Genomic DNA, 8,889 nt, shown 5'->3' on the forward strand with positions numbered 1-8,889 from the left:
ATTGTAAAGATAGTAAAAAATATAGATATACGCAAATTTAAAATGTTGATAATCAAGGTGATATAAGTATTTAAAAAACTAAATTATATTAAAGAAAAAAATTGATGCGTTTACTCTGCGACAGATAGGTGGTCGTGATGTTCAGACTGTCGGCATAAAAACCTATGGAGTGATGTTTGCGATAATTCTCTACAAGAAGTTTCTTAAAGTTGCGGAATATCTCGTTTTCACGTTTTACATACACAGTTGTATCGTTGTTTTCAGTACACAAGGCATCCGCTATCTGTAAAAGGAAGAAATTACACAGGTTTCGTATTATTCCGTAGTGATATACATTCATAGCATTAAGCCGGTCACCAAAAAGCGACATGGTTTGTTTCAGATAAGAGAACCTTTCACTTTCAATATCAAACACCGGAAGCCTGTAATTGCCGAGATACCTTGCCACCTGATTATACAGCGGCTGCCCGTCGGGAAGACTATCAAAATACGAAGGTACTATATATATGATTTTCAGCGAAAAGTCTGCATCGAAGTGTCCGATTGAGCTTGTAGTACTCGGTGTAAGAACAACAAGTTTTCCACGGCTAAGGTCATAATTGCCATAAATATCGGAAAGCCTTGCTGTTCCGTTTATGACGAGAAGAAAGAAAAATCCCTTTTCAAACATAATTCCGCTATAACCGCGGGAACTACGGTCGAAATCAAAGTAACACGTACTTCCTACCGTCATTCCATCTGATTTCATTACCTCATACACAGAGATATCCATAATCCGTTTTTTTACTACAAAGATACTTTTTGTTTCGTTTTAAACCAAAATAAGTTGTTCTTTTATATCTGTCATTATAGATTTTAGGGTGAACTTTGCAACTGTTTTACAAATGACAAATACAATATGAGCAAATTTTTATTCAGACGCTATCTCCTGTTCTGTGTAGCACTGTTTATCAACGCACTTGGGATAGCCTTTATCACCAGAGCAGCCTTGGGTACATCACCCATTACCAGCGTTACATATGTACTGAGTATGTTCACTCCTTTCACTATCGGCGAATGGACTATCATGCTGAACATACTGTTCGTCGTTCTCGAACCTTTCATGATGACGCGCCAAGACCTGAAAGACGATTTAAGGATGTATCTGCTTCAGATTCCAATCTCTTTCTGTTTTGGAATATTCATAGACATATGTATGCACTACATTCTGTTCTGGCTCAATCCCGCCACATATCCAAGTATGATTATAGCTCTGCTGATAGGTTGTGTGATATTGGCTGTAGGTATCGCACTCGAAGTAAAGGCAAATGCAGCCATGTTGTCAGGCGAATATATAGTAAAAGTCATCACGAAACGGTTTCATGGCGAGTTCGGATATGTAAAACTCGGATTTGACATAACTTTGGCAGCCTCGGCCTGTCTGCTGTCGCTGATATTCATGTCTGGAGTTTACGGAGTACGTGAGGGTACTGTAGTTGCAGCACTGATAGTAGGTCCGATAGTTCATTTCGTCAGTCCGTATTACGCATTTCTCGACAAATGGATAGCACCTGCTGAAAGTGAGAAGGCAATCGGTATGAAAGATAATAAGAATGTGATTATCACCATTGCACGCGAATATGGCAGCGGCGGACATCAGCTTGGAGAGATGCTTTCTAAGGAGCTTGGAATAAAAGAGTTTATCGGTATGGACGCCAAACGCAGCGGTATGGACGAAAGATACATCGCCCAGAACGAACAGTCCATTCCGTCATTCTGGCTTAAATGCATTCTCTCAAAAAGTTCTGAACAGACATTGGAAGGAAGTATTTCATCGGACGATGTTCTGTTTGTAGCAGAAAGTAAGATTATTGAGGAACTGGCCGAAAAGGAGTCCTGCATTATAGTGGGAAGGTGTGCGGATTATATCTTGAAAGACTATCCGAAGGTATTGAAAGTGTTCTGCTATTCGGACATGGCCTCTGCCATTTCAAGATGTACGGCCGAATATGGCATAAACAAGGAGAATGCCGAAACGGAAATCAGACGCATCAACCGTAACAGGATACATCATTATGAATATTACACTGGTATGAAATGGGGTGAACCTCACCACTATAACCTGATGATTAACACCGGAAGCATAGGCCTTGAAACAGCCTGCCGACTGGTAAAAGACATTTACAGAAAGCTATAAAAAAACGAAAGGAGAACATCAGTTCTCCTTTTTTTCTTCGTATGGAATACGGTATGCCGTATAGAGTTCAAGCACTGCAGCAATGCTCAGACACAGAATCCACTCGTTGTGATGCCAAACTATCATCATCACACCCGCTATGACCATCAGCATTGCTCCTATGAGCTGCTGCCTTTTCAATCGTCTGAGTACAATGTTCTTGCCGTAATAGCGTCCTGTCTTTGCCTGTATCCAGCCGAACATCAGAGCACCGGCGATATAGATATATGGTGCATATTCAAATTTCACAAACTGCATTATCAGTCCTGCGAAAAGGACTACTGCGCCCGATATGGCTATTATATTGTCTGTCTTATTCATCTTCCAAGTCCTGTTCAAAAATAAATATATCTTCGTTCTCCTTTTTCATCATGTATTTTTCGCGGGCCACTTTCTCCAGTGCCTCAGGATTTGTGGATATCTCCTTCAGCAACTTGCTGTCGGCATCAAACTGTTTGCGATAATGTCTTATCTCTGTATTCAGTCTGTTTATTTCAGCACGATGTTCCAAACGGCGTATCCAGCTGTTTTCATCCAGAACACCTATTATCAACACAAACACGGCCAATGTGACACCGTATTTGTGAAGACGCACAAAATTCCATATATTTTCCAGTTTCTCTTTCATGACAAAAAGATTTATTGGCGCAAATATAAGCATTTAAAGCGGTATTTAGAAATTTGGGTTCTCTGTTTTTAGGTTGTCTTAAGAAGAAATACAAAGACAAAAGTCCAAATCTTACATACGGTATAATGAATTGTCGGCAGAAATAATTATCTTTGCCATTACTTTTTTAAACAAGAAAAACTAATCCTGATTATGGACAACTATATTGTATCAGCACGTAAATACCGCCCTGCCACATTCGACACCGTAGTAGGACAGCGTGCACTCACAACGACTCTGAAGAATGCCATTGCCAACAACAAGCTGGCTCATGCCTATCTTTTCTGCGGACCGCGAGGAGTAGGAAAAACCACATGCGCTCGTATTTTCGCAAAGACCATCAACTGTCTGTCGCCTAAACCGGACGGCGAGGCTTGCAACGAATGTGAATCATGCAAGGCATTCAACGAGCAGCGTTCATACAATATCCATGAGCTGGATGCCGCATCAAACAACTCTGTGGAAGATATTCGCTCGCTCATAGAGCAGGTACGCATCCCGCCACAGATAGGCAAATACAAGGTTTACATCATCGACGAGGTGCACATGCTGTCTACGGCTGCCTTCAATGCTTTTCTGAAAACCCTTGAAGAGCCGCCTCATCATGCCATATTCATCCTTGCCACAACAGAGAAACACAAGATTCTGCCTACTATCCTGAGCCGATGTCAGATATATGACTTCAGCAGAATCAGCGTGACAGACACTGTGGAACATCTTCAAAGTGTGGCACAGAAAGAAGGCATAGACGTTGAACCTGAGGCACTGACCGTAATAGCCCAAAAGGCTGACGGAGGTATGCGCGACGCTTTGTCTATCTTCGACCAGGTGACAAGCTTTTCCAACGGGCATATCACTTACAAGAGTGTCATCGAAAACCTCAACGTACTTGATTACGAATATTATTTTAAACTGACAGACTATATTCTTGAAAACAAAGTATCGGAATGTATGCTTCTGTTCAACGAGGTATTGAAGAAAGGATTCGACGGAAACCACTTCATCACCGGACTTAGTTCACACTTCCGCGACCTGCTTGTGAGCCGCGACGAACAGACACTGCAACTCCTTGAAGTAGGTGCGTCAATCAGAGAAAGATACAAGGCTCAGGCACAGAAATGCGAGCAGAAGTTCCTCTACAAGGCAATGAAACTGTGCAACGACTGCGACCTGAACTACAGACAGAGCAAGAACAAACGTCTCCTGGTAGAGCTGACACTGATACAGTTGGCACAGATAACATCCGAAGAAGATGATGCCGGCAATGGGCGTGGCCCTAAGCAAGTGATAAAACCAATCTTCAACCAGCAGACTGCTCCGACCGCAACACAGCAACAACCTGTAAACCAGCAACAACCGGCTCATGTACAGAACATGCAGCAACCGGTACAGCAGAACACTTCAGAGCCTCAACCGCAATACGGCAACACCCACACCCAACAGCAGGAGCACAAACTGCCTGACGGACTGAAAGTTGCCCAGGAAAAGAAAATTCCGGTGGTAAAAGGTGGAATACTCGGGCCGTCGATTAAACGAAGACCGCAGTATCAGGAAGAAACTGTAGCCCAGAAGCCTGAAGCACAGATTCAGCAAGTAGAGAAAGAATGGGAAGACTATGTGGTGTATGACAAGGATCTGAACTACTACTGGAGAGAGTTTGCCACCCGACTGCCTAAGGAGGAAGCCGCTAATGCAGGACGAATGATGAACATGTCGCCAAAACTTCTTGACGACCAGACTACATTCGAAGTGGCAGTAGACAACGAGATGGTTCAGAAATACATGCATCAGCTGGCACCGCAGATAGAAAATCACTTGAGAGAACAGCTTCACAACAGAAAAATCAGGATGACTGTCCGCGTAAGTGCAGCCGATGAGAACATCAGAGCTTACAGCCATGTGGAACGTTTCCAGATGATGAGCAAGAAAAACCCTAATCTGCTGAAACTGAAAGAGGAATTCGGACTGGAGTTATCATAAAAGAAGAAGTTAAAGAAGTTAGAGAAGTTAAAGAAATTAGGGAAGTAATTCATGCGAATTAAAATTCAAGCATTGGATTAACTTCTCTAATTTTGTATTTATAAACTTCATTAACTTCTTACAGAATGTAACTTCTTATTAAAAAGTAACTTCTATAACTCCTTTAACTCCTCTAACTTCTTATAATAATTACAAATCGTGATTGCGCATACGATACTCAGCCAGTTCCTCATATTTCGTTCCCTGACGGCCGTAGTTGCAGTAAGGATAAATCGAGATACCTCCGCGCGGAGTGAATATGCCTGTCACCTCGATATACTTAGGGTCCATCAGTTTGATAAGGTCCTTCATTATAATATTAACACAGTCCTCATGGAAATCACCGTGATTTCTGAAACTGAACAGATAGAGCTTCAGACTCTTGCTCTCCACCATCTTTACGTCAGGCAGATAGCTTATGCGGATTTCCGCGAAGTCAGGCTGTCCGGTGATAGGACAAAGACTTGTAAACTCAGGGCAGTTGAAACGTACCCAGTAATCATTCTCAGGATGCTTGTTCACAAAAGCCTCAAGCACCTCCGGGGCATAGTCCTGACGATAAACAGTACTGCCTCCAAGCAATGTCAATTCTTCTTTTCTTTCCATTATATCAAATTCCTAAACATATTTACCGTTACACGTTCGTGTAACGGGTGGAACACGTACGTGTAACGAGCGAAACACGAACGTGTCACGCGCGGAACACCTACGTGTCACGCCAAGTGTTTCTATTCATTCTTCAGAACGAAACGATACATTTATATTACTTTTCTTTAGAGTTAAGATATTTCTCCAGTCCCTCGCGGCGCAACTTGCATGCCGGACAATGTCCGCATCCGTCACCCTGCACACCGTTATAGCATGTCAGAGTCTCGTTTCTTATCAAATCAAGCACTCCAAGCTCATCGGCCAAAGCCCATGTCTGAGCCTTGTCTATCCACATCAGCGGAGTGTGAATCACGAACTGCTCGTCCATAGCAAGGTTAAGAGTTACGTTGAGCGATTTGATGAACGAATCCCTGCAGTCGGGATAACCGCTGAAGTCTGTCTGAGAAACTCCAGTCACCAGATGACAGATGCCATGTTCGCGCGCATAAACGGCAGCTATACTGAGAAAGAACAGGTTTCTTCCCGGCACGAAAGTATTGGGGAAAGAGCCTTCCGGTTTTTCCTCGTCCATCACTATTGAAGTATCAGTAAGAGAGTTCTTGCCAAGATGACCGATGAACGATACATCCATTGCGTGAAAATGCACTCCTGCCCTTTCGGCAATTCCTCTTGCCAGTTCCACCTCCTTCACATGTTTCTGACCATAGATGAAACTAAGCGCGTAAACTTCTCTGAAATGTTTCTTTGCCCAGAACAGGCAAGTGGTAGAATCCTGACCGCCACTGAAAACTACAAGTGCGGCCTCATTGTTCATAGTCATAATCAGATATCCTTAATCTTCAACACATTATATGAGATGTTCTCATCATACACATCACAATCGTCCACACGCTTGATGTAGTTCACCACCCTGATAGTCACAGGGAGAATTATGATTTCATAAAGCGTTTTCAGAACTACCTGCACCGCCATCATCTTCAGCAGTTCGTTCACCGGCATCAGTCCGCCGAAAGCCAACGGGAAGAAAATGATTGAATCGGCACCTTCACCAGCCAAAGTTGAAACAATGGCACGGGCAGAGAAGTTCTTTCCGTGCGAAGCAATCTTCATCTTACTCATAACGAAAGCATTGATGAATGAACCTACAAGGAAAGCAGTCAAGCTGGCAGCCGCGATGCGCGGAGCAAGACCGAACACGAAATCGAATGCCTGTTCGCCTTCCCAGAAAGAAGCCGCAGGAAGAGCCACTGCCACTTTACCTAAGGCTACTACCATGAAGTTCATAAGGAAACCCATCCAAATGATAAGACGCGCCTTGCGGAAGCCCCAGACTTCGGCAATACAGTCATTGATAATGTAAGAGATTGGGAAAACTATCAGTCCGGCAGTTACGGAAATCGGACCGAGTTGTACGACTTTGGCCTCTAAAAGATTGGCTGCCACGAGGCAGACACAAAACACAATACCCAAGACCATGAAAGGTACTGATACGAGATTTTCTTTTTTCATCGTTCCTGTTTTTTACGTGGTGTTCTAGAATACACGACCGCTATTCACGGCATCGCATGTTAATGTTCTCTTTTTTTAAATCGGCTGCAAAAATACAGAGTATTTGCGATATATGCAAGAAAAAGTTATATTTGTGAATGAATATGAGTATAAAATTGAGAATAGCTGTATAAATATCGTGATACAAATGTCATTACAGATAAGTTTACACAATTGGACTATATGTAGATGCTGATAAATTCCTGCCGGGCAAAAACATAATATCAAACATGAGCGATTTCTTTCTATACCACATTTATAATCTGAATTGAGGAGGATACGGAAGGATACCTGTTGAGGAGGTGGGCAACAGGGTAAATAGTACCCTCGAAAAGTACACTGTAAACAAAAAAAGTTCGGTGATAATGCAAAAAGCTTCGGTGATTACTCTTAATGTTTGGAGAGAAAGTTCGGTTTAAACGAAGAAAAGTTCGGAGAATGATTGGAAACACAAAAGACAGTCAGTTATACCGCACAAAAGATAATTGACAGACTTCTTACCTGAAGTCAAAACTTAGACCTAAAAAACGGAAAGACTCCAATTTAGATTTATTTAATTTTAAATTCGTCAAAATTTTAATGGGACATCAATATCAATTTATATCATAATAAATCTATTATAGTATTAATATCTTTGGAAAGACATCATAATATTTCGTATTAATTCTTTATTTTTGCGTTTCAAAATCAATTCTTGTCTAAAAATATTTGTTCAATAATTATATTATAATGGCTGTTTCAGAAGATAGAAAATATACAAAAGAATTTATATATAACCTTCTTGAAGGAATTAAAGGTAAGACTTTAGGTGAGGTTGATAAATCTAATCAGTTTGCTCGTACTAAGAAGAGTAGTAAGATTACTGGTATTGCTGGAGACGTAATTGAGCAGTCAGTTTTTGGGTATGCTCGTGACAGTAAACAAGAATGTGATATAGAAATTGATGGTGTTCTCACGGAGTTGAAAACAACTGGGGTACGCATTCCAAAATCAGATTTAGAAAATGTCAAGGGAAAAACTGGTTCTGAATATAATGTTTATCTCGGTGCTAAAGAGGGTATTAGTATTACTGGAGTTACTTTTGAACCTGATATTCAACATGATTTTATGACATCTCACTTTTGGGAAAAATCCGAGAATTTGCTGATAGTATTCTATGAGTATAAATCGTATGATGCGGTTTCATCATCAGAATATTCAAAATTTCCTATAGTTGATTATTGTTATAATAGATTTTCTGATGAAGAAAGACGGAAGTTGCAGAATGACTGGGAAATAGTTCGCGACTATCTTCAGAGTGTTTATGAAAAATACCGAACTCAAGAAGAGCGTAACGAGAATTTGCAAGGTTTCACTCATGTGCTCAGACCTGATTTGTTATTGATCGAACTTGTTCCCAGTTTCAAAAAGAAGTCAACAGGTTCTTATCAAAAACCTCGTTACAGACTGAAGCAGACTTTTGTCGATTATATTGTGCGTGGTCACTTCAATAAGAGCCGTACAGCAACAGAGGTTCAGTTAAAAGAATCATTCTCAAGTTTTTCACAATTGGATGACCGTTGTCATACTATTACAGAAAAATATAAAGGAATGACATTCAGCCAAATGAAAGAATTGTTTAGTATTAGTACATCTGTATCAACCAAAGATTTTGGCAGTAAGTGTGTATTGAAGATGTTTGATGCTGATTGCAATAAACTAAATCAAATTTCAGATTTTAAAAAATCAGGAATTATTGCAAAAACCATAACAATTACCCCACAAGGTGGCAGGACGGAAGATATGAAGCTCAAGCATATTGATTTTGAAGAATGGTCTAGTAGTAATATAG

General features: G+C 41.0%; 9 protein-coding genes. 3 read left to right on the plus strand and 6 right to left on the minus strand.

Annotated elements, in window-relative coordinates:
* Positions 1–88: 88 nt before the first annotated feature.
* Positions 89–772 (minus strand): AraC family transcriptional regulator, encoded by a 684-nt coding sequence (locus QZ379_RS10170; RefSeq protein ID WP_291564035.1) that lies wholly within the window; start codon positions 770–772, stop codon positions 89–91.
* Positions 773–898: 126 nt separating this feature from the next.
* Between QZ379_RS10170 and QZ379_RS10175 the strand changes: the two genes are divergently transcribed.
* Positions 899–2,176: a cytidylate kinase family protein gene (locus QZ379_RS10175; protein WP_291564037.1), complete on the plus strand. Its 1,278-nt coding sequence runs from the start codon at positions 899–901 to the stop codon at positions 2,174–2,176.
* Positions 2,177–2,194: 18 nt separating this feature from the next.
* On the opposite strand, the gene QZ379_RS10180 is transcribed toward QZ379_RS10175, so the two are convergent.
* Complete coding sequence (locus tag QZ379_RS10180; RefSeq protein ID WP_291564040.1) at positions 2,195–2,536, minus strand: hypothetical protein; 342 nt, start codon at positions 2,534–2,536, stop codon at positions 2,195–2,197.
* Positions 2,529–2,843 (minus strand): septum formation initiator family protein, encoded by a 315-nt coding sequence (locus QZ379_RS10185; protein WP_291564043.1) that lies wholly within the window; start codon positions 2,841–2,843, stop codon positions 2,529–2,531. Before QZ379_RS10185 ends, QZ379_RS10180 begins: the two co-directional genes overlap by 8 nt.
* A gap of 192 nt (positions 2,844–3,035) precedes the next feature.
* On the opposite strand from QZ379_RS10185, the gene QZ379_RS10190 reads away from it, so the two are divergent.
* Positions 3,036–4,862, plus strand: coding sequence for a DNA polymerase III subunit gamma/tau (locus QZ379_RS10190; protein ID WP_291564046.1), 1,827 nt, complete (start codon positions 3,036–3,038; stop codon positions 4,860–4,862).
* 189 nt (positions 4,863–5,051) lie between these two features.
* Here QZ379_RS10190 and queF read toward each other — a convergent pair whose 3' ends face one another.
* The 3 genes from queF to QZ379_RS10205 all read right to left on the minus strand — a co-directional run bounded on the left by queF (position 5,052) and on the right by QZ379_RS10205 (position 7,019).
* Positions 5,052–5,507, minus strand: a complete 456-nt coding sequence (queF, locus tag QZ379_RS10195) for a preQ(1) synthase (protein ID WP_291564049.1) — start codon at positions 5,505–5,507, stop codon at positions 5,052–5,054.
* A gap of 157 nt (positions 5,508–5,664) precedes the next feature.
* The gene (gene queC, locus QZ379_RS10200; RefSeq protein ID WP_291564067.1) at positions 5,665–6,324 is read right to left on the minus strand and encodes a 7-cyano-7-deazaguanine synthase QueC; all 660 of its coding nucleotides are present in this window, start codon (positions 6,322–6,324) and stop codon (positions 5,665–5,667) included.
* An 8-nt stretch (positions 6,325–6,332) separates the two neighbouring features.
* Complete coding sequence (locus tag QZ379_RS10205) at positions 6,333–7,019, minus strand: queuosine precursor transporter (protein WP_291564052.1); 687 nt, start codon at positions 7,017–7,019, stop codon at positions 6,333–6,335.
* 768 nt (positions 7,020–7,787) lie between these two features.
* On the opposite strand from QZ379_RS10205, the gene QZ379_RS10210 reads away from it, so the two are divergent.
* Positions 7,788–8,889: MutH/Sau3AI family endonuclease (locus tag QZ379_RS10210; RefSeq protein WP_291564055.1), on the plus strand; the 1,102-nt coding region annotated here is incomplete at its 3' end.

It is taken from the genome of Bacteroides sp., assembly GCF_019417265.1.
Taxonomy (GTDB): Bacteria; Bacteroidota; Bacteroidia; order Bacteroidales; family Bacteroidaceae; genus Phocaeicola.

What these genes read in the sequence shown, in the direction of transcription:
- QZ379_RS10185 (WP_291564043.1), bottom strand. Translation starts at nt 2,843, where the DNA reads ATGAAAGAGAAACTGGAAAATATATGGAATTTTGTGCGTCTTCACAAA.
- queC (WP_291564067.1), bottom strand. Translation starts at nt 6,324, where the DNA reads ATGAACAATGAGGCCGCACTTGTAGTTTTCAGTGGCGGTCAGGATTCT.
- QZ379_RS10180 (WP_291564040.1), bottom strand. Translation starts at nt 2,536, where the DNA reads ATGAATAAGACAGACAATATAATAGCCATATCGGGCGCAGTAGTCCTT.
- QZ379_RS10170 (WP_291564035.1), bottom strand. Translation starts at nt 772, where the DNA reads ATGGATATCTCTGTGTATGAGGTAATGAAATCAGATGGAATGACGGTA.
- QZ379_RS10175 (WP_291564037.1), top strand. Translation starts at nt 899, where the DNA reads ATGAGCAAATTTTTATTCAGACGCTATCTCCTGTTCTGTGTAGCACTG.
- QZ379_RS10205 (WP_291564052.1), bottom strand. Translation starts at nt 7,019, where the DNA reads ATGAAAAAAGAAAATCTCGTATCAGTACCTTTCATGGTCTTGGGTATT.
- QZ379_RS10190 (WP_291564046.1), top strand. Translation starts at nt 3,036, where the DNA reads ATGGACAACTATATTGTATCAGCACGTAAATACCGCCCTGCCACATTC.
- queF (WP_291564049.1), bottom strand. Translation starts at nt 5,507, where the DNA reads ATGGAAAGAAAAGAAGAATTGACATTGCTTGGAGGCAGTACTGTTTAT.